The organism is Deltaproteobacteria bacterium (genome assembly GCA_019308925.1).
GTDB lineage: Bacteria > Desulfobacterota > B13-G15 > B13-G15 > RBG-16-54-18 > JAFDHG01.
Genome location: JAFDHG010000006.1, coordinates 1 through 19543, shown reverse-complemented (window position 1 = coordinate 19543; position 19543 = coordinate 1). Strand labels below are relative to the sequence as shown.

General features: G+C 51.6%; 19 protein-coding genes and 4 tRNA genes. 11 read left to right on the top strand and 12 right to left on the bottom strand.

Going from position 1 to position 19543, the window contains the following annotated elements; translation table 11 throughout:
• Positions 1–29 precede the first annotated feature (29 nt).
• From JRI46_01595 to rpsB, 6 genes are all read right to left on the bottom strand, one after another.
• Positions 30–800, bottom strand: a complete 771-nt coding sequence (locus JRI46_01595; GenBank protein MBW2038282.1) for an isoprenyl transferase — start codon at positions 798–800, stop codon at positions 30–32.
• 186 nt (positions 801–986) lie between these two features.
• Positions 987–1157 carry a 4Fe-4S binding protein gene (locus JRI46_01590; GenBank protein MBW2038281.1) on the bottom strand — a complete coding sequence of 57 codons (171 nt, stop codon included), beginning with the start codon at positions 1155–1157 and terminating at the stop codon, positions 987–989.
• Between the two features lie 19 nt (positions 1158–1176).
• A complete protein-coding gene (gene frr / locus JRI46_01585) occupies positions 1177–1734 on the bottom strand; it encodes a ribosome recycling factor (GenBank protein MBW2038280.1) in 558 nt (185 codons plus the stop codon).
• Between the two features lie 4 nt (positions 1735–1738).
• On the bottom strand, positions 1739–2458 hold the full coding sequence (pyrH, locus tag JRI46_01580) for a UMP kinase (GenBank protein MBW2038279.1): 720 nt from the start codon (positions 2456–2458) through the stop codon (positions 1739–1741).
• A gap of 46 nt (positions 2459–2504) precedes the next feature.
• Entirely contained in the window at positions 2505–3104 is a 600-nt protein-coding gene (gene tsf / locus JRI46_01575; protein ID MBW2038278.1) for a translation elongation factor Ts, read from the bottom strand.
• Positions 3105–3136: 32 nt separating this feature from the next.
• On the bottom strand, positions 3137–3928 hold the full coding sequence (gene rpsB / locus JRI46_01570; protein MBW2038277.1) for a 30S ribosomal protein S2: 792 nt from the start codon (positions 3926–3928) through the stop codon (positions 3137–3139).
• 199 nt (positions 3929–4127) lie between these two features.
• Between rpsB and JRI46_01565 the strand changes: the two genes are divergently transcribed.
• The 4 genes from JRI46_01565 to JRI46_01550 are packed head-to-tail and all read left to right on the top strand — an operon-like array spanning position 4128 to position 8087.
• The gene (locus JRI46_01565) at positions 4128–5390 is read left to right on the top strand and encodes a GAF domain-containing sensor histidine kinase (GenBank protein ID MBW2038276.1); all 1263 of its coding nucleotides are present in this window, start codon (positions 4128–4130) and stop codon (positions 5388–5390) included.
• 11 nt (positions 5391–5401) lie between these two features.
• Complete coding sequence (gene lptF, locus JRI46_01560) at positions 5402–6598, top strand: LPS export ABC transporter permease LptF (protein MBW2038275.1); 1197 nt, start codon at positions 5402–5404, stop codon at positions 6596–6598.
• Positions 6599–6644: 46 nt separating this feature from the next.
• The gene (gene lptG, locus JRI46_01555) at positions 6645–7754 is read left to right on the top strand and encodes an LPS export ABC transporter permease LptG (protein ID MBW2038274.1); all 1110 of its coding nucleotides are present in this window, start codon (positions 6645–6647) and stop codon (positions 7752–7754) included.
• A gap of 15 nt (positions 7755–7769) precedes the next feature.
• Positions 7770–8087 (top strand): MTH1187 family thiamine-binding protein, encoded by a 318-nt coding sequence (locus JRI46_01550; GenBank protein ID MBW2038273.1) that lies wholly within the window; start codon positions 7770–7772, stop codon positions 8085–8087.
• Here JRI46_01550 and JRI46_01545 read toward each other — a convergent pair.
• Positions 8062–10674: an insulinase family protein gene (locus tag JRI46_01545; GenBank protein MBW2038272.1), complete on the bottom strand. Its 2613-nt coding sequence runs from the start codon at positions 10672–10674 to the stop codon at positions 8062–8064. The genes JRI46_01550 and JRI46_01545 overlap by 26 nt on opposite strands.
• A gap of 142 nt (positions 10675–10816) precedes the next feature.
• Between JRI46_01545 and pyrB the strand changes: the two genes are divergently transcribed.
• The gene (pyrB, locus tag JRI46_01540) at positions 10817–11866 is read left to right on the top strand and encodes an aspartate carbamoyltransferase (protein ID MBW2038271.1); all 1050 of its coding nucleotides are present in this window, start codon (positions 10817–10819) and stop codon (positions 11864–11866) included.
• Here pyrB and lepB read toward each other — a convergent pair.
• The 4 genes from lepB to JRI46_01520 all read right to left on the bottom strand — a co-directional run bounded on the left by lepB (position 11863) and on the right by JRI46_01520 (position 15688).
• Positions 11863–12489, bottom strand: a complete 627-nt coding sequence (lepB, locus tag JRI46_01535; protein ID MBW2038270.1) for a signal peptidase I — start codon at positions 12487–12489, stop codon at positions 11863–11865. The two genes, pyrB and lepB, sit on opposite strands and share 4 nt — an antisense overlap.
• 100 nt (positions 12490–12589) lie before the next feature.
• Positions 12590–13228: an SPOR domain-containing protein gene (locus JRI46_01530; protein ID MBW2038269.1), complete on the bottom strand. Its 639-nt coding sequence runs from the start codon at positions 13226–13228 to the stop codon at positions 12590–12592.
• On the bottom strand, positions 13228–14919 hold the full coding sequence (locus tag JRI46_01525) for an arginine--tRNA ligase (GenBank protein MBW2038268.1): 1692 nt from the start codon (positions 14917–14919) through the stop codon (positions 13228–13230). The genes JRI46_01530 and JRI46_01525 overlap by 1 nt, the downstream gene beginning before the upstream one ends.
• Positions 14894–15688: a hypothetical protein gene (locus tag JRI46_01520; protein ID MBW2038267.1), complete on the bottom strand. Its 795-nt coding sequence runs from the start codon at positions 15686–15688 to the stop codon at positions 14894–14896. Before JRI46_01520 ends, JRI46_01525 begins: the two co-directional genes overlap by 26 nt.
• A 189-nt stretch (positions 15689–15877) precedes the next feature.
• Between JRI46_01520 and JRI46_01515 the strand changes: the two genes are divergently transcribed.
• The gene (locus JRI46_01515; GenBank protein ID MBW2038266.1) at positions 15878–16087 is read left to right on the top strand and encodes a 50S ribosomal protein L28; all 210 of its coding nucleotides are present in this window, start codon (positions 15878–15880) and stop codon (positions 16085–16087) included.
• Here the strand turns inward: JRI46_01515 and JRI46_01510 are convergent.
• Positions 16056–18227: a bifunctional (p)ppGpp synthetase/guanosine-3',5'-bis(diphosphate) 3'-pyrophosphohydrolase gene (locus tag JRI46_01510; protein MBW2038265.1), complete on the bottom strand. Its 2172-nt coding sequence runs from the start codon at positions 18225–18227 to the stop codon at positions 16056–16058. The two genes, JRI46_01515 and JRI46_01510, sit on opposite strands and share 32 nt — an antisense overlap.
• Positions 18228–18768: 541 nt before the next feature.
• Between JRI46_01510 and JRI46_01505 the strand changes: the two genes are divergently transcribed.
• From JRI46_01505 to JRI46_01485, 5 genes are all read left to right on the top strand, one after another.
• Positions 18769–18844: transfer RNA gene (locus tag JRI46_01505), tRNA-Thr, on the top strand.
• 11 nt (positions 18845–18855) lie between these two features.
• A tRNA-Tyr gene (locus JRI46_01500) sits at positions 18856–18940 on the top strand.
• A 249-nt stretch (positions 18941–19189) separates the two neighbouring features.
• A tRNA-Gly gene (locus tag JRI46_01495) sits at positions 19190–19266 on the top strand.
• 66 nt (positions 19267–19332) lie between these two features.
• A tRNA-Thr gene (locus JRI46_01490) sits at positions 19333–19407 on the top strand.
• A 36-nt stretch (positions 19408–19443) separates the two neighbouring features.
• Positions 19444–19543: elongation factor Tu (locus tag JRI46_01485; GenBank protein ID MBW2038264.1), on the top strand; the 100-nt coding region annotated here is incomplete at its 3' end.

The following is a 19543-nucleotide window of genomic DNA, read 5'->3' as shown; positions in this document are numbered from 1 at the left end:
CCAATCCATCGGGCTGATAAGTCCTCATTTCACCAAGGCGGAAAATCCTCCCGGATTTGAGAGGTGGTGAGACCAAAACGCCTCTCCCTTGTCTGGTAGTCAAGCAAAGCCTGGATCAGCTCCTCCTTACCGAAGTCAGGCCACAGGGTCTTGGTGAAGTAGAGCTCTGTATAGGCGATCTGCCAGAGGAGGAAGTTGCTGATGCGCAACTCCCCGCTGGTGCGGACCAACAGATCCGGGTCTGTGAGGTCCCTGGTGAAGAGATATCTGGAGAAGGTCTCCGGGGTGATATCATCCTTGCTGATTTTTCCCTCTTCCACCTCCTCAACGACCCTCTTGACCCCGGTAACGATCTCTGAACGCCCCCCATAGCTGAGGGCGAGATTGAGGGTTAGGCCATCTTTGTGACGGGTCCTTTCCACCGTTTCCAAGAGGGCCTGGAGGATAGGGGTGGGGAGGTCTTCTAAGTCTCCAATGGCGTTAAGACGAATATTTTTCTTTAAAAGCTCCTCTCTCTCATCCAGCATATATCTTTGCAAGAGCCGCATCAGCTCATTTACCTCTTTATGCGGGCGGCGCCAATTTTCTTTGGAAAAGGCATAAAGGGTGAGGATCTTGATCCCGAGCTCACCGCATGCCTCCACCACCTCTTTGACTGCTTCGAGCCCCTTCTGATGCCCTTTGATCCTGGAGAGGTGTTTTTTCTGTGCCCAACGACCATTCCCATCCATGATGATGGCTATGTGGCGGGGTAACTTTCCCGGGTCAAGCCTCTCCATCTTCCTTCCCTGAACTGTCATTACTTAGGGGTACAGTGTGTTACTCCCTGAACTAATAACCAATCCTTTTGCTTAAACCTATATCTTCCCGATAAATCTAACATAAGTCTTGGGGCTTTGCAATGAGGGAAGCCGTGAGTGGTCCTAATGAGGAATTATTTATGAATGCAAAGGGAGAGGGAGCAGAAACGTTCTGCTCCCTCCTACCTATACTTCAATAACCGCATCTACTGGGCAGACCTCCATACAGGTCCCACATTCGGTGCATTCATCCTGCTTTATAACATATATGTCCTCACCCTCCTCTATGGCATCTGCGGGGCACTCCTCGGCACAGGTCCCGCAGGCCACACACTCATCAGTGATCTCATAAGGCACTTCTATCACCTCCTTACTTTTAGATCTCCATTACTTCCTTTTCCTTGGCCTCAATCAACTCATCGATCTGGCCGATGAATTTATCCGTTATCTTTTGTACCTGGGTTTGCCATTGATGTAATTCATCTTCTGAGATCTCCTTCGCCTTCTCCATCTTGCGCAATCTTTCGATGGCCTCTCTCCTGATATTGCGCGCCCCGATCTTGCTGTTCTCCCCCATCTTTTTGACCACCTTCACCAACTCTTTTCTACGCTCCTCCGTCAGCTTGGGGATGGTGATGCGGATGACCTTCCCATCATTTACCGGGGTCATACCCAATTCAGACTTCAAGAGCGCCCTTTCTATCTCACCGATTGTGGAGGTGTCCCAGGGTTGAATGACGATGAGTCTGCTCTCAGGCACCGAGAGGGTGGCTACCTGGTTGAGGGGGGTAGGAGCCCCATAATAGTCCATCCTGATGTCGTCCAAGAGGGCCAAGGAGGCCCTGCCAGTGCGCACCTTCCCCAGTTCCTTATCCAAGGAGGAGAGGGTCTTCTTCATCTTAGCTTCACTTTCTTTTATGACCTTAGGTTCCATAGGATCACCTACCTATCAATGTCCCTTCTTTTCCCCCTAAGATTATCCTCTTCATGCTTCCCCTGGCCCCGATGTTGAAGACCACAAGGGGAAGTTGATTGTCCATGCAAAGGGAGATGGCGGTGAAATCCATTACCTGCAACCTCCTCTGCAATATCTCCTGGTACGAGATGTGGTTGAATTTTATTGCCGCTGGATTTTCTAGGGGATCAGAATCATATACACCATCTACCTTAGTGGCCTTGAGGATGATCTCTGAGCCTAACTCAAGGGCCCGCAAGGAAGCCGCCGTGTCCGTGGTGAAGAAGGGGCTCCCTGTCCCCCCTACAAAGATGATCACCTTCTTCTCCTTCAAGTCCCTGAGGGCATGGTCGCGCACATACGGTGCCACCAGCCCCCCTACCGGCAAGGCAGATTGTAAAGATGTCGAAACTCCTGCCTCCTCCAACACGTCTCTTAAGGAAAGGCCGTTGATGATGGTGGTCAACATCCCCATTTGATCCGCTGTCACCCTCTCTATCCCATAATCAGCGGCCTGTGCCCCCCGGATGAGATTCCCCCCCCCGATCACCAAGACCATTTCTATTCCTAACTCCCCTAGCTCTTTGATCTCCTGAGCCAACGCCCGCAAGGCCGCAGGATCTATTCCCACTCCCTCCTCCCCTGTCATTATTTCACCGCTCAGCTTTATCAATATCCGTTTGTATTTCGATTTTTCTCTCATTATGGAACGATCATAGGTAATCGGAGGCCTTGGGATCAATTATTTCCTATAGAGCCCCGCTTAGTTGATATCTGGTGAAGCGTCGCACGGTGATATTCTCCCCCAATTTGGCTATGGCATCGGAGATAAGATCGTCGACGGTGATTTCAGGATTTCTGATATAGGCCTGCTCTAGCAGGCAATTTTCTGCGAAGAATTTTTCAATTCTCCCCTTTACGATCTTTTCTACCACCTTCTCAGGCTTGCCGGACATCACTGCCTCGGCCCGCAAGATCTCCTTCTCCCTCTCTATGACCTCTGCTGGGACGTCTTTACGACTAACATAGAGGGGATTCATGGCGGCTATGTGCATGGAGATCCCTTTCACCAGATTCTGAAAATCCTCTGTCCTGGCCACAAAATCTGTCTCACAGTGCACCTCCACCAAGACCCCTATCTTACCCCCAACATGGATGTAAGAGCCGATAAGGCCTTCAGCGGTTACCCGATGTGCCTTCTCCGCCGCCTTTGCCAGCCCCCTCTTGCGCAGGAAGTCGATGGCTTCATCTATATTTCCCGCAGACTCCGACAGGGCCTTCTTGCAGTCCATAACTCCAGCCCCTGTCCTCTGCCTCAGTTCCTTAATAGCAACGGCTGATATCTTCATGTCTGCAGATCTCCTCATCTTTTCTGGCGGGGCTAAACCTCCTCCTCTTCATAGTGGACCTCTTCTTCCACCTCGATCTCTTCATCTAAGGTGGCCTCTGTCGGGGCCTCTCCCTCCATCTCACCCTGGAGCTCCTCTTCAAGGAGTCTCTTCCCTTCGATCACCGCCTCTGCAATCTTAAAGGAGAAGAGGCGGATGGCCCTTATGGCATCATCATTCCCGGGGATCACATAGTCTATTTCATCGGGGTCACAATTGCTGTCCACAATGGCCACCGTGGGGATCTGCAATTTCCTCGCCTCACTCACCGCTATCCTCTCCCTCTTGGTGTCGACGATGAAAAGGGCCCCGGGGTATTGATCCATATCTTTGATCCCCCCTAAATATTTCTCCAGTTTTACCCTCTTTTTCTGCAATTTAAGGATTTCCTTTTTAGGAAGGCGCTGAAATTCTTCGTTTTCCTCCAATTTCTCTAATTTCTTGAGTTTATCGATGCTCTTTTTTATCGTCTGAAAATTTGTGAGCGAACCTCCCAACCAACGATGATTCACATAAAACATGCCACAGCGCGTGGCCCCTTCGTAGATGGACTCCTGGGCCTGCCTCTTCGTCCCTACAAAGAGGATCTTTCCCCCTTTGGCTACGGTGTCCCTGATAAATTCATAGGCCACATCTAAAAGTTTAACCGTCTGCTGCAAGTCTAGTATATAGATACCATTCCTCGCCCCGAAGATATAGGGTTTCATCTTGGGGTTCCAGCGCTTCGTCTGATGGCCGAATTGGACCCCCGCCTCTAATAGTTCTTTCATCGTAACAACGGGCATAGTACCTCCTTTTGGTTTGGTCTTCCGCCCCCCTCAACTCGTTTGGAACCCTCACAGGCACCCCCAAATCGATCAGGAGGCGTGTTTAGTGAGAATGACCTTTAACACAACCCCCTCTGTTTTGCAAGAGAAAATTTGGCCTCTCGCCTTCCTTGAAAAACCCCCTTCCTTCTGGTATATTTCGGGTGAGGTTAAAAGGATGGGCCTTACAAAAGATGGGATAAAGGACGATCTGCACAATATCATCAAGAAGGTAACGGGAAAAGATCTCACGCCCGAAGAGGTGGAGGAGCTCGCCTCAGCCCTGAAGGACTACTTTGAACAATGGTTGCAGGCACGCCTGGAGGCAAAAGCGCTCAAAGGGAAGATTGCCGAAAGGATTTCCTCGGAGGTGGTAAAGATAAAAGAAGTCTTCGCTACCATCGGCTCCTCCCTAGGGGAGGCCATGGATCTACAGAGTTGCGCCCTATTCTCCTTGATCGGCAACGAAAGGTTGACTCTAATGGCAAGTTATCCACCTGTCGAAGGAGAAGAGGAATTTGTCCTTCCAGACACCCCCCCCTTTCGTGATCTGCTAGGCAGTGGAGGGGCCACCCCTTCCCCCTATCTCATTTTGGAGCACCCGCGAAAAGACCCTTTCTTTGATGAAATACTAGGGTACCTCGTGGGTTCCAGGGATGTCAACGCCATCGTCTTGGTCCCCCTCCTAATGAGGGGAAGGGTTCAGTACCTTATCACCTTTCATGCATTGGAGGGGAAAAAGGGGTTCACTGAGGACGATGTGCAGACCTTTGCCTTTTTGGGTAATGAACTGACAAAGGTTATGTGGATTGAAAGATTGGAGGAGGTTGTCCATGACCTCAGGGGTCCTGCTATCGCTGCAGCCGGGTTCACCAGAAGGGTAAAAGGTATGTTGGAAGAAACCGGCTATGACAAAAGGCGAAAAAGGATTGATCAAGCCCTGGAGGTGATCGCAGAGGAGACCAAAAGGATCCAAGACCTGGCCCTTAGTCTCTACCAAGAGGGCAAACAGCAGAGGGTAAATGTGACAAAGAAATTACTCCGGCGTTTTCATATAAATCAAGAGGTCATCAAGGAACTGGGGCTGTGCAACATCAGCTTGGCAAAGGAGGAGTTGGACCGGTCGCTCTGGATCCGCTGCACTCCTCTACAGTTGGAGCGGGTCTTCAGCAACCTACTGGAGAACGCCATCAATGCCCTCCGCGAAGGGAGAGGAGAGTTGAGGATTAAGAGCTACCGGGAGAGGGAATATGCCTGTGTGGAGATCGCCAATACGGGCGAGGTCTCGGAGGACAAGAGGAAGGAGATACAAAAGGGGAAGGGGTTGGGAAGGGGATTGGGGATCACCCAAAGGTTGGTGCAAAATATGGGTGGAGACCTCCAACTCCACACGGGTGGGGGGGTCACCACCTTTAGGCTTCTCCTCCCTCTGGTAGAATAAGAGGCAAGGTCATGATGCCAAAGATCATCGATCGCTATATCGCAAAGGAAATACTGGTACCTGCAGGGATAGGGGTTGTGGTCTTTACCTTCGTATTCTTTATGGGCAGATTATTTCAAGTGACGGATAAGGTAGTGGAAAAGGGCATCCCATTGATATACGCTCTGGAGCTTTTTTTGTGTCTTATCCCTGCCTTTTTGGCCTTCGTCGTCCCCATGGCCTTCTTGCTGGGGGTCCTCTTGGGCCTGGGGAGATTGTCCGCAGACAATGAGATCATCGCCCTCAAGACATCGGGGATTGGACTTTATCGTCTGAGCCCTCCGGTGATCTTCCTCTCCTTGCTAACCTTTTTCTTCACCTCTTTCCTCGTGTTCTATGCCGTTCCCTGGGGGAGCGAAAACTTCCGCGAAACCCTCTTTGGACTGGCCGAGACCAAAGCGAAGGTGGGCATAAAGGAGCGGGTATTTGACGATACTTTTGGCGACTTGATCATCTATGTAAACAAACTCTCCCAAAAGGGGAATGTTTTGGAGGGGGTCATGATCTACGATGAGAGGGATCCTAAAGTGAACAACACCATCCTTGCCCGCAAGGGGTATCTCATCTCATACCCCCAGGCCCAAAAGGTGGTCTTGCACCTCTTCGACGGAAGTATCCACTCCAAGGAGGTGAAGGGGGAGACTTATCGTACCATCAATTTCAACACCTATCAGTTCAAACTATCGCTGAAGGAGGAGATAGAAAAGGCACGAAAGGGTGGTGGAATAAGTATGAAGGATAGGGAGATGTCCATCAAAGAACTTCGTAAAAAAATAAAGATGAAGCAGAGGATGGGAAAGAATGTCGCTCCAGAATTGGTAGAGCTACACTTTAAATTTACCATCCCCTTTGCCGCTCTGATCTTCGGCCTTGTGGGAATCCCCTTGGGGGTGCAGCGAACACAATCAGGGAGGTCCTGGGGATTCGTCCTGAGCCTCTTTATCCTCCTCTCTTATTATATTCTATACTGTGTGGGAAAGGACTTGGGCAGCAGCGGGGTTATCTCCCCTATCTTGGCCGCTTGGTTCCCCAATATCCTCTTGGGTGCCTTGGGAATCTACCTCCTTGTAAAGGCGGCTAGGGAGTCCCCCCTGGGCATCATCGCCTGGGGGGATAAGGGGATGGAATTCCTGAAGGAGAGATGGAAAAGGTCTCCCCGCAAGATATAGAGCCATCTGCAACCCAACTCTCTTTGCCCTTTGCCAGGGCGAAGGGATGGAGCCCCAGGGATCTAAAGGATTGAGAATAATCACCCGCTACATCATCAGGGAGTGTCTGAAGATCCTCTCCTTCGTGGTGGCCACCTTCTTGCTCATCTTCTTTGTGGTGGAGCTATTTGAGAGGGTTGACAATATCATCATACATAACGCTCCGATATACTTATTGTTGGAGTACTTTTTTTTCCGCGCTCCTCCCTTTTTCACTCAATCTCTACCCTTCACGATCCTTTTGGCCACTTTGATCACCCTGGGGGTCCTCTCGCAGAACAACGAGATCATAGCCCTGAAGGCTCATGGTATCAGTGCCTACAGGATAATCTTCCCCCTGCTCGTCTTGGCCGCCCTGGTCACTGCTTTCATCTTCTTCTGTAACGAGATCATTGTCCCCTACTCCGTCCGCAAGGCTCATCACATTTGGTCTGTAAAGATAAAAAAAGAGGAGGAACGGGCCTTCTTCAGGCTCAATAAGATCTGGTACCGTGGCGAGGACGTCATCTACAACATCCGTCTCCTTGAGCCGAAGAAAGATGTCCTGAAGGGGGTAACCATCTATCGGTTCGACAAGGAGTTTAACCTCCGCCAGCGCATAGACGCCCATGAGGCCCGTTGGAAAGGGGATGCTTGGACCTTCCATCAGGTGGTCAGCAGGGATTTCGCCCCCGGAGGGGGTGTGCTGACAAAGACCTATGAGGAGAGGGATATCCCCATACCTGAGAGACCAGAGGACTTCAAAAAGGGGATGAAGAGCCCAGAGGAGATGAGTTATCGGGAACTCAGGGACTACGTCGATAAACTCAAAAGGTGGGGATATGATCCTACCCGTTACCTCGTTGATCTCCACGCCAAGGTGTCTTTCCCCTTTTTAACCTTAATCATGGTCTTGATTGGAAGCCCCCTTGCCTTGATGTCAGGTCAAGGACGTGGCGGGAGTATAGCTCAGGGGGTGGGGCTCAGCTTGACGATCGGATTCATCTATTGGATGGCCTTTGCCATCTCTATCACCATGGGGCATATCGGCACCTTACCTCCGTTCATCGCCGCCTGGGCACCAAATGTCTTCTTCGGCTTGACCGGAGGGTTCCTGCTGGAGAGTATCCGTCAATGACAGGGGGTGGTTACTATGGCTATCATGGAAATTAGCGTCATCCCTGTGGGGACGAGAAGCACAAGTGTTAGCAGCTTTATCGCTGAATGTGTGAGAATCCTAGAAACAAAAGGGGTTAAATACGAGGTTACCTCGATGGGGACAGAGGTGGAGGGTGAGGTGGGGGAATTGCTACGCTTAGCCGAGGAGATGCATACCGCCCCCTTTATCAAAGGAGTGAAGCGGGTGGTCACCACCATCAAGATAGACGACCGCCGGGACAAGGTGTTACAGATGGAGAGAAAAAAAGGGGCAGTTCACGCCAAGCTCAGGGCGATGAAGGGCCAGCGATAACCAGTGCATAAGAATCCATCGTAATATATTTTCGGGCTACTCGCATCACATCTTCCTGGGTTACCCGTTCTATCTCGCCTGGATACCTGTGGTAAAAGTCCCCGCCGAGGCCATATCTCTCGTCGAAGGCCATGGTAGAGGCCAGGGCAAGGGGACCTTGAAGGCCGATCTCATAGTTCCCGATGAGATAATTCTTAGCCCTTACCAGCTCTTCAGAGCTGATCCCCCTCTGTCGGACTTCTTGAAGGATCCTCTTGACCCCTCGCAACGCCTGCTCTGCCTTTTGGGGGCTGGTGGCCAGATATAACCCCAGGTAGCCGGGATCTAGATCAGATCGGACGAAGAAGGCCACCACATAGGCCAACCCCTCCTTATCCCGCAATTGGGTGAAGAACCTCCCCCCTTGCCCCCCCAGGGCAGCCTCCAAGACCTCTAGGGGGAAGCGGTCTTGATCCTTTAAGTTGGTCCCTAGGAAGCCAAGGGCGAGATGGACCTGTCTTTTCTCCCGCTCTACCTCATTTTTTTTGATCACCCTTTTCTTTAGTTCCTGGGGGATAAGGGGAGGGGAAAAGTTCGCCCTGCGCAGCCCTTGAAATGCCCCTTTTACGGACTTTAATACCTCCTTCCACTTGGCGTCCCCCGCTATAGCCAGGACCAGATTTGGGGGGATGACATATCTCTTATAATACCTCACCAGATCCCTCCGCCCTATGCGCTCTATCGTCCCTTCCTCTCCCAAGGCGTTCAGGCGGTAGGGATGCCTCTCATAGAGGGTCTCGCGCAGCAGCCGCATGGTCCAGGGGACCATCCTGTCCCTCTCCTTACCCAATGCGGCCAAGATTTCGCCCCTTACCTTCTCTACCTCCTTAGGCGGAAATGACGGTTCGGTGATTACCGAGGCCACCAACCTTAAAAGGTGAGAAAAATCCTTGCTCAAACCCTTGGCTTGTACCCCAAAACTGTTGCGCCCTGAGAAGGTCCGCAGGGTTGCCCCTATAGAATCCACCTCCTGGGCCAATTGGATGGCGTTATACGATTCGGTACCCCTGGTCAACATCTTGGAGACGAAGTGGGTGAGGCCGGCCTCTTGCTCTTTTTCAAACCTCACCCCTCCCATGAACACACCGCATATCCCCACCACGGGCAGTGAGTGGTCCTCATGAAAGAGGAGGGTGATACCGTTCTCCAGCATGGTTCTGTTCATCTCCCCCGCCATCTCCTGGGGGGCGGCTGTAACCTCCAGCCCCTTCACCAGTTCCTCCAGGGTCCGGGGGTTCACTATTTCCCCTTGCCCCTCGGGCAGTAGCAAGCAGAGGGTGAGATTTTCCGGGCGAAGGTATCTCACCGCCACCTTCTTGATCTCCTCGCCCCTCACCTGGAAGATCCCATGCAGGTATTCCCCCTCCTTAGTGGCATCACCCATGACCATCTCGAAATAACCGAGTTTCCTCGCCTCCCCTTGGACTGTTTCTTGGTCATAGGTAAAGTCCGCCTCCACCATGACCTTTACCTTTCTCAGCTCTTCCTCACCTATCCCCTCCTCCTTTATCCTGGAGATCTCCCCTATAATCCCTTTGATCCCTTCCTTGACCCCTCCTGGTCTTAACGCCCCCTTAATCACGAATAGCCCAGGGTCCTTGGGGGTAAAGGCGTAGGCATAGATGGAGCTGACCACCCCCCGCTTGATCCTCAACTCCCGCTGCAGGCGGGAGGATTCTCCCTGACCCAGGATCGCAGCCAATAGGTCCAGGGCGAACATATCTTCATCCCTTACGCTGGGGATGTGGAAGCCCAGGGCAAAATACCTCTCCCTAAAATCCCCCTGCATGATAAAGGGGCGGAAGGCCTCCTGGGGTGGGTTCGATGGCCTTTGCCTCGGGGGGAGGAGACCGGAAGGGGAGGTGAAGAGGGTTTTTAGCCGGGATAAAAGCTTCTGCGTACTAAAGTCCCCCACCCCTACAAAGATCATATTCTCCGGCGCATACCACTTTTTATAATAGTTGAAGACCTCATCCCTGCTGAATCCTTTAACCTTCTCCGCATATCCTATGATGGGCCTTCCATAAGGGTGGCGTCGAAAGCTGTTTCTGAAGAGGGCCTTGTGGAGCATGTGACCGGGGTCATCTTGCCCCATCTTTATCTCCTCGATTACCACCTCCTTTTCGCTGGCCAGCTCTTGGGGGTCGAAGGAGGGGTATTGAATGGCGTCGGCCAAGACCTCCAGCCCCTTCTCCTGATAGCGGCTGGCGATCACCACGTGATAGACAGTGTAGTCATAGCTAGTATAGGCATTTATATGGCCCCCATACCTCTCTATGGCCCCTGCTATTTCCCCTACCCTCCTCTTATTCGTCCCCTTAAAGATCATGTGCTCGATAAGGTGCGATATCCCTGTCTGACCAGGGTTCTCGTCGGCGCTTCCCACCTCCACCCATACTTGAAAGGCGGTCACCGGGGCCGCGTGGCTCTCCTGCAGGATCACCCTCATCCCGTTTTCCAGCCTACACCTGAGGATCTCCCCTGCCCAGCAGAGGGTGGGGACTAGAAATAAAAAGGTAAGGATTATAACGATGGTCTTTCTCCTCATATACTCCTCCGCTAATTTTTTTTCCTCTGTAAAACTATGCCTCCTTCCTTACCTTGTCAAGGATTCCTCAACGGGAATCTCCTCTCACCCTTGATTTTCCCCCGAAAACTAGCTAGGATAAATTTTAAGGGGGGTGAAAATGATGAAAGGGATCAATTGGGAGACCTTCCATAAGCTGCGGGGGAGCGAGAAAAAAGAATACTTCGTGCGGGATGGGAACATCTTCCATGTCATTATGTCCCAACAATTTGACCGGAAGTTTCTGGACGAGATATGTGAACTGGCCACCAAGATCAGGGGGATCTCCAAGGGTAACAAGGGGGTCAGGTTCCTCCAATCCCTCCTGCTGGGGAAGAGGGCGATGTTGTATTTTGTCCAACCTTCTACCAGGACCTTTCTCTCTTTCATGGCCGCCTGTCAAATCTTGGGTATCCAGTGTTCAGAGGTGAGGGATACCTCCACTTCCTCGGAGGTGAAGGGAGAATCACCAGAGGACACCCTTAGGACCTTTAGCAGCTATGTGGACCTCATCGTGATGCGCCACCCCCAGGCAGGGTTCGCAGAGAGGATCGCCTTCCTCCTGAATCAAATCGGCAGACCGGTACCCATCATCAACGCCGGCTCGGGAAGGGACCAACATCCCACCCAGGCCCTGTTGGACATCTACACACTGCACCGTTCTTTCGAGAACTATGGCGGGATCGACGGCAAAAAGATCGCCTTTGTAGGGGACCTGTTGAGGGGGAGGACAGTAAGGTCGCTGGCATATCTGCTGAGGAACTACGAGGGGGTAAAACTTTACTTCGTCGCCCCCAAGGATCTACAGATGGGGCAGGACCTCAAGAGGCACCTGCAGGAGCAGAAGGTGGAGTTTGAGGAGAGGGAGGACTTGGAGGAAGTCATATCCTTGGTGGATGCCATCTACATGACCAGGATCCAAGATGAATACGATGAGGCAGGGGAGTCCAAAAGGATAGATTACTTTAAGTACTACTTTAAAAAGGAATACCTGAAGATCCTTCCCCCCAACGCCATCATCATGCACCCCCTACCCAGGAGGGACGAGATACCCGTGGAGATAGATGAGGACAAAAAAGCCATGTATTGGCGTCAGGTGCGCAACGGGATGTGGGTCAGGGTGGCCCTTATCGCCAAGATATTTCGTAAGGACAAGGATATAATGGAGTACTAGCGGATGAGGTGGCCTATCCTCCTCCAGCGGACCTTGTAGAGGAGGGAGGGGGCCTGCCAGTCCCAAGACCAATAGGCGATGAAGGCCTTTCCCAATACATCCTTGATAGGGACGAAACCCCAAAAGCGGCTGTCTTGACTGTTGTCCCTGTTATCTCCCAAGACGAAAAGGGAACCAGGGGGGACGGTTACAGGACCAAAGTTCTCCTTGGCTGACAAACCCCAAAAGGGGTTGGTCCTACTGTAGACCCCCCAGGGGTCTTCTAAGAGGCAATCATTGACGTAGATCTTTTGCCCCTTGATTTCTATCTTCTCACCCTCAAGCCCAATGACCCTCTTGATGAAGTCCTTGCTCCTGTCGCGGGGATAGATGAAGACGATAACATCACCCCGGCGGGGTTTTTTAATGGTGAAGAGCCTTTTGCCAACCAAGGGCATTCTGATCCCATAGATGAACTTATTAACCATTATATGATCCCCCACCAGAAGGGTGGGCTCCATGGAACCGGAGGGGATCTTGAAGGCCTGAACCACAAAGGCCCTGACAAAGAGGGCAATGAGCAAGGCAATGACAAGGGTCTCTACATATTCCCTGGTCTTGCTCTTCTTCTTCATCTCGGGCATTCGTTCTTTACCTCCTTTCACCTGACCTGTAAGAGAGCCAAGAAGGCCCCCTGGGGAAGATCCACCTTCCCCCCGCTTCATCCTTCTCTGCCCCTCTTTCTCATAAGCCCTTTATTATCCTTGTCCCTTTGATTGCTTCGTTCACAGCAACCTTTTCCTTTACCGCTTGGGCCTCCTTCAGGCTCTTATACCCGCCCAACCTAACCCTATACCAAAGACCCTTGCCCTCTATCTCCACGGGGAACAGGTGGGTCTTATATCCCTTTTTTACCAACCTATCCTGCAAGGCCTCCGCTTTCTCCTTCTCCCTAAAGGAACCAACTTGGACAAAGTAAAGGTCTTTGTTTGCTGGGGGCCTCTTGACCTCCTTGACCATCTGGTTAGGCGGAGGGGTTGCCTTCGCCCTCCCCTTTTCTTTCCTTCCTGTCTTTGTCTCTGGAACCTCTTTTTTTGTTAAGGTCTCATAGAAGGTAAACCGCATCTCCTCTTCTTTTTTCTCAGGCTCTGAGGGGGCCTTGGCCTCCTTGCCCACACCTGAAGGTCCCCCCTCTTTGTTGATCCCACTCTGTGGGGGTGTACCCTGGGAAATATGCACCCTCTCCCTCTCCAGGTGTATCCCCACTATCACCCCCAAAACGAAAATCACAAAGACAAAGACCATCCCCCCCATAATGGCGAAGAGGCGCTTTAGCTGGCGGCGTTTTTGTACCTTGGCGATGGGCTCCTTATAGTCCTCCATCACATCTCCTCCAGGGCCACGATTCCCAGCAGTCCCAAAGCGTTTTGCAAGACCCCTTTAATGGCCTTTACCAATAGGAGCCTAGCGTCCATCATCTCCCTGTCCTCTGAGATGACCCGGTGCTTGTTGTAGTAACTGTGAAATAGCCCGGCCAGGTCCTGCAGGTAAGAGGCCAGACGATGGGGTTCCAAGGAGATGGCCATTCCCTCCAATAACTCGGGGAAGATGGCTACCAGCTTTACTAACCCCCTCTCTTCTGGGAGGCGCAGCAAAGAGGTGTCCACTTCGTCTAAGGTCGGTAATTTCACCCCCTTCTCCGCTGACTTCTTGAAGATACTCGCTATCCTAGCATGGGCATATTGCACGTAATAGACGGGGTTTTCCGGCCCCTCCTTTTTGGCTAGCTCCAGGTCAAAGTCCAAAGGAGAGTCGGCCCTGCGCAGCATGAAGAAATAGCGGCAGGCATCCACCCCTACCTCATCCATCACCTCCCGCAAGGAGGTGAACTCCCCCGTCCGGGTGGACATGCTCACCTGTTCCCCCGCCCTCCACAGGTTTACCAACTGCATGAGGATGATCTTAAAACTGGACTTGTCACACCCGAGGGCGTGGATGGCGGCCTCCATGCGAGGGATGTATCCATGATGGTCGGCCCCCCAGATGTCTATTAAGAGATTATATCCCCGATCATATTTATCCTTGTGATAGGCGATGTCCGAGGCGAAATAGGTAGTGGCACCGTTGGCCCTGACCACTACCCTATCCTTTTCATCACCAAAGAGGGTACTCTTAAACCAGCGGGCCCCCTCCTCCTCGTAGATATAACCCCGCCCTTGCAGATCTTCCAAGATCCGTGGGACCAGCCCCCCACGGTAAAGATCTCCTTCCCTATACCACCTATCAAAGCAGACCCGGAACCTCTTTAAATCATCCTTCATCCACCCCAAGATGAACTCGGAGGCCTGTTGTCCGAGGAGGTCCACAACCTCCCCCTCGGGCAACAGGAGATATCTATCACCTTCCCTTTCTTTGACCTGGCGGGCGATCTCCCTGACGTATTCGCCTTGATACCCATCGGCAGGGAACTTGACCTCTTTTCCCCACTCCTGTAAGTAACGAAGATATACTGATCGCCCCAACAATTCCATTTGTGTCCCGATATCGTTCACATAATATTCCCGCTCCACCTCGTAACCGACCTTCTCCAAGATGTTGGCCAGGGCATCTCCGAATGCGGCGATCCTACCGTGCCCGATGTGCAGGGGACCCGTGGGGTTGGCGCTGAGAAATTCCACCAATACCCTCTGCCCTATACCCAACTCCCCCTCTCCGTATCTCTCCCCTTGTCGGTCTGCCTCTCGCAAGAAATGGCGCCAGTAGTCTTCCTTGAGGAAGAAGTTTATGAAGCCAGGCCCTGCCACCTCCACTCGCTCGATGATCCCTGCCTCGTCTTCTATCCTTTTCACAATGATTTCAGCCACCTCCCGCGGGGGCTTCTTCTCACGGGAAGCAATGACCATGGCGATATTGGTGGCGTAGTCACCATGCCTTTCTTCCTTGGGGTATTCTAAGATCACAGTGGGGAGGGGGCCCTTGACCAACTCGCCCCTCTCCTGTCCCCTTTTGACGGCTTGCATGATGATCCCGCTCAGACCCTTTTTCACATCACTCCCGCTCTGCCAGGGGAGCATATACCTCTGGCCTCCGATCTTTCAAGAAGGGCCACTCCTTTCTCACCCTGGATACCTCTTCGAGGGCGACCTCCACCAGGAGGATCCCCTCCTGGAGGCCTGTCGGTTCATCCACCAGCTCCCCTTCAGGGGAGAGACAGAAGCTCATACCGTAGAAATCCTGTTTGGGTTCACTCCCCACCCTATTTACCCGCAAGACAAAGATGCCGTTGACAATGGCGTTGCCGGCCATTACCTTCAGCCACCTTTGTTGAGAGGCGAAGGCAGCCGCGGTGGGGGCAAAGACGATCTGGGCCCCCTGCAGGGCCAAGGCCCTAGTCCCCTCGGGGAAGAAGTTATCCCAGCATATCTGAATTCCTACCTTGGCGAGGCCGAGGTCGAACACAGGGAATCCCTTGTCCCCAGGGGCGAAGTAGGTCCTCTCTTCCCATAGGGGAATCTGAGGGACATGGATCTTTCGGTAGGTGTCCAAGATCCTCCCTTCTTGATCGATCACTGCGGCCGTATTAAAATTTTTGTCCCCATCCCTCTCGAAAAACGGGCAGATCAAAGCCACCCCCGTCTCCTTGGCCAATGCCTTCATGGCCCTTAAGGTGAAGCCATCCAAATCCTCCGCCAAGAGCAAGTTCTCCTCATCGATATCCTTGGGGAACCAATGGGTGTTGAATAGCTCCTGAAAGCAGATTATCTGGGCCCCTTTTTCTGCGGCGACCTGCCCCATCTTTAGGGCCTTTTGAACATTATCTTCTTTATCCTCTCGGCAGGCCATCTGTACCCCGGCGATCTTAATCTACATCACCCCTTTCATGCAAAGGATGGAACAAATTACATCAAATGTCCTTCCTTTGTCAAATCCCCACCTGCTGGTACCTGGATCAATATCTTCCCCAGGAAAGTTCTCCTTGACATCGCACAAAAAGAGGATTATAAAAGAGGCGCTCATAAAAAGGAGTCCAGGATGTCCAGGGTGTGTGAAATATGTGGCAAGGGGCCCCTCAGGGGACATAATGTCAGCCATGCCAACAATAAGACCAAAAGGGTCTGGCGCCCAAACCTCCAGAAGGTAAGGGTCCTCCATGAAGGAAAGGTAGTCAGGATGAAGGTTTGTACTAAATGTATCAAGGCGGGTCGAGTCGTCAAGGCCCCAAGTGTCCCTGCCACCCCTTAATACGTTCCACCCTTATCACCCCCTTTATCTTCTGCAAGGCATTGGTTATCTTCTTCAACTGTTTTAAGTTCCCGATCTCGATATCAAAGGTGCTCACCGCATTTCCATCATCGGTGGTTTTGACCTGGGCCCCAGTGATATTGACCCCGTTGCCGGAAATGGAAGAGCTGATGGTAGCCAACATCCCCTTTCTGTCGGTAGAGTAGATCCGAATCCTGGTAGGGAAGGTGGAATCTCCCTCCAGGGCCCAACATACCTCTATGCGTCTTTTTGGATCGGTAGCGAGGGCGTTTATGCAATCTGTCGTGTGAACAGTTACCCCCCTTCCCCTAGTGATAAAGCCCACTATCCTGTCCCCTGGCAGGGGGTTGCAGCAGCCAGCAAACCTCACTAGGACATCATCAATCCCATCGATCTTTACAAGCCCCTTAGATCGACTGGTCATCTTCTTGATGACCTTTTCCAGCCTTCCCCCACCCTCCTTTTTCTCATCTATCTTGATCTCCTCTGGTGCCAGGCGTCCGATCACCTGCTGAGTGGTGATCTTTCCGTAACCGATGGAGGCCAAGAGTTCCTCTACGTTGGGGAGGCTGAACTCTTGTGCTACCTTGTGGAGATCCCCTGATTTCCCGAACTTGGAGAAATTTAAGCCTAACTTCTTGAAATCCCTTTCGCACAGGTCCTTTCCCAGGGCGATGCTCTTCTCCTTTTGCTGGGCCTTTATCCACTGGAGGATCTTGGCCTTCGCCCGTGAGGTCTTCACAATTTTTAGCCAATCTCGACTGGGGTGGTGTTTGGACGAGGTGATGATCTCCACCGTGTCCCCGTTTTGAAGCTGGTAATTGAGGGGAACCAGGCGGCCGTTCACCCTTGCTCCTACACATCGATGGCCTACATCAGTATGGATGCTATAGGCGAAATCAATGGGGGTGGCACCCTTGGGAAATTCCCTTACCTCCCCCTTGGGGGTGAATACATATACCTCAGCAGGGAAGAGATCCACCTTTAAGGTCTGGAGGAATTCTTGACTGTCCTCCAGGTCCATCTGCCACTCAAGCAGTTGTCTCAACCAGGAGAAGCGCCTCTCGTCTTCCTCTTCAATAATCCCCCCCTCTTTATATTTCCAATGGGCAGCAATCCCCTCTTCCGCTATCCTGTGAATCTCCCAGGTCCTGATCTGAATCTCTACCCTCTCTCCATAGGGGCCGATGACAGTGGTATGGAGGGATTGATACATGTTCCCCTTGGGAAGGGCGATGTAATCCTTAAATTTACCAGGGACAGGGGGCCAAAGGGAGTGTATCACCCCTAAGGCCTCATAACACTCCTTGATAGTCCCCACTATGATCCTGAAGGCCGTGATGTCGTATACATCATGGAACTCTATTCCCTGCCTCTTCATCTTCTGGTAGATGCTGTAAAGCTGTTTGACCCGTCCTGTAATTTCTCCTTTTATGCCGAACTCCTTGAGTCTTTCCAGGATTATCCCCCTCACCTCCTCCACATATCTCTCCCGCTCCTTCTTTGTCTTGGCCACCTTCCGTGATAGCTCTTTATAGGCCTGAGGTTCCAGGTAACGGAAGGACAATTCCTCCAGTTCCGTCTTGATCCAATCGATACCGAGGCGGTTGGCGAGGGGGGCATAAATATCCAAGGTCTCTTGGCCGATCTCCCTCTGTCTCTGGGGGGCAAGAAAGTGAAGAGTCCGCATGTTGTGGAGCCTGTCGGCGAGCTTAATCAGGATGACCCTTATATCCTTTACCATGGCAAGGATCATCTTGCGGAAGTTCTCGGCCTGCTGTTCTTCTCGGGTCTGAAAGCTCATCTGGCTGATCTTGGTCACCCCATCCACCAGTTGGGCGATTTCGTCGCCGAAGTTCTCCCTAATCTCCTCCAAGGTGGTCAGAGTATCTTCGATGGTATCGTGGAGAAATCCGGTGGCGACGGTGGCTACATCCAGCCTCATCTTGGCCAAGGTCCCGGCCACCTCCAGGGGGTGAATTAGATAAGGCTCTCCCGAAAGTCTCACCTGCCCTTGGTGGACCTTGGCCGAGAAGACATAAGACTTCTCCAAAAGTCCCAGGTCTGCCAAGGGATTGTAAGACTCGACTTGTTCTGCTATGTCGTTGAATCTAAGCATATACAAATAAATTATATCCCTTAGCCCATAAAAGGGCAAGGCCTTCCTCCAGATGTTACCTGCCCAATCTCTTTAGGATCCTCTCCCATTTAGTTGGTGGAATTGAGAGGATTCTAGGAGCAATAGATACAGGGTCCTAGGGGCCAAGGGGTCCAGTAGTCGAGTAAAATACACTAGAACCACTCGGCTGTCTTCGACCCTGAGACTTCGGCGTGAGCTCAGTCGAACGCTCAGACCGAAGGGAGCTCGCCGCAAGCCCTAGAATCCTGGAATCCTAGAACCCTTCATTTTAAATCCTTGGACCCTTTTTCTGTACTATTTGTTAAAATTGACGATGGTTTGTGTTGACACCAGGAAAAATTTTTGATAAATTTTTCAAAAAAAGTACCTTTGGACTTGAAAAAAAGAAAAATATCGTTTAATATTTAAATTAGAAAAGAAAAAAAGGGAAAGAAGTGTCAAAAAAATCTAAAAATTTCCCTTTTAAGTCATTTTTAGCTGTTGATTTTTAAGTCATTTAGAGTTTTACTTATAAAATTATGCTGGTGTAGCTCAACTGGTAGAGCGGCTGATTTGTAATCAGCAGGTTGCGGGTTCGAGTCCCATCACCAGCTCCATTTTTCACAAAGGAGAGGTTCCCGAGCGGCCAAAGGGGGCAGACTGTAAATCTGTTGGCGTAGCCTTCGGAGGTTCGAATCCTCCCCTCTCCACCATCTACCGTGAAAATAGTTCACGGTAAATTGAATCCTTATAAGGGAAATGGGTCTTTATACGTTTGCGGCTTTACTTCAGGGGGCAGGCCCCCCCTGAAACCCCCAATAAGAACCAGAGAGACAAGTCAAATGACTGTCAGGGGGAGTTTGAGGGGGTTGAGATCCCCTCAACGAGAGGTTCAAAGGAAAAATGAGGTTATTTTTATTGTTGGGGGTGAGAGTAAACCCTCATGAGGGTTTAGATGGAGGGCGGGAATAGCTCAGTTGGCTAGAGCATCAGCCTTCCAAGCTGAGGGTCGCGGGTTCGAATCCCGTTTCCCGCTCCATAAAGGGCAAATGAGCCTTTGGCGATTAAGGATTAAGCCCATCGGCAATTTGATTTTAAGCTCTTAGCCCACGTAGCTCAGAGGTGGAGCGCTTCCTTGGTAAGGAAGAGGTCATCGGTTCAATCCCGATCGTGGGCTCCAGAAAAAGGAAATTTTTATGCAAAAGGAGGTCATCTGATGTCGAAGCCTAAGTTTGAGCGGCGTAAGCCTCATGTGAACATAGGCACTATTGGTCATGTGGATCATGGCAAGACGACCTTGACGGCGGCCATTACGA